Genomic DNA, 958 nt, shown 5'->3' with positions numbered 1-958 from the left:
GCCAAAAACTCTGCCGGCAAGGAAGTTATCTTTTACGAAGCGGATCAGGCGCTCCACCTTGCCTTTGGTGAAAGGATGCCTTGGCTTGCAGAGCTTTGTCTGGAAACCGATCGTTTCCATGAACGTTTTATAATCTTTCTGCCAGATAGGATGTCCTTCTGGATCGCGTCGGATCACGACACTTTTCATGTTGTCTGTCAGTATATAGTGCGGGATTCCCATATAAGTAAACGCATGGATCATCCCAATAAAAAGATTTTCCTGTCTGGCATTGGGGAAGAATTCGATGTATCTTTCCCCGCAATGATGGCAGATCATAGCAAAACATGCGACCTTATAGGAAGCATCGGTATTTGTATCTACCTGGACAAAGCCCCAGTCCATCTGATAGGATTCCCCAGGGGAAGTTTGATATCTGCGTCCCCGGTTTCCCTGAGGGGCAACGAGCTGACGCTTGGGCGGGACAAGATCCCGGTGATCAGCGATATAAGTTTTTACGGTTGTTAATCCGCCGGTATATCCAGCTTCACGCAGCCGCTCAAAGCATACCGAAGAATTCGTGACGCCTTTTCGGAGCAGCCCGTCAATAATGCCGCTATATCCGGTCAGAACTGTAGATGTGGCTTTTTGTCCTGTCCTCCCATGTGGTGTAACAATAAAGTTATTCTCTTTTAAGTGCCTTAGCCGGGATCTGCTGATTCCGGTCCGGCGTTCCAGTTCTGCAAGATTAATTTTGGCAAGGCTGAAATTTTCGCCTTGTTCCTGCTTTATTTCGTTGATTGCTTGTGTTATGATTTCTTGTAAGTCATTACATGTAGCATCTTCGTGCATAAATCCTCCTTTTCTGATGCATTGGCTTATCATCAGTATAAGAGGATGAAGACCTGTATGTAATGGCTTTTTTAATTTGACTAGGATTGGCTATTTTAGTCTGACACTAGTATAGTTGTCACTAATT

General features: G+C 45.0%; 1 protein-coding gene. It reads right to left on the bottom strand.

The annotated features are described in order from the left end of the window. Nucleotides 1-831: DDE-type integrase/transposase/recombinase (locus BKD12_RS14775; protein ID WP_141736958.1), on the bottom strand; the 831-nt coding region annotated here is incomplete at its 3' end. Between the last annotated feature and the right edge of the window lie 127 nt (nucleotides 832-958).

Origin of the sequence: Merdimonas faecis, assembly GCF_001754075.1 — a bacterium.
GTDB lineage: Bacteria > Bacillota > Clostridia > Lachnospirales > Lachnospiraceae > Merdimonas > Merdimonas faecis.
Note: the sequence above shows the minus strand (reverse complement) of the source record. Positions and strands in the feature narration are given on the sequence as shown.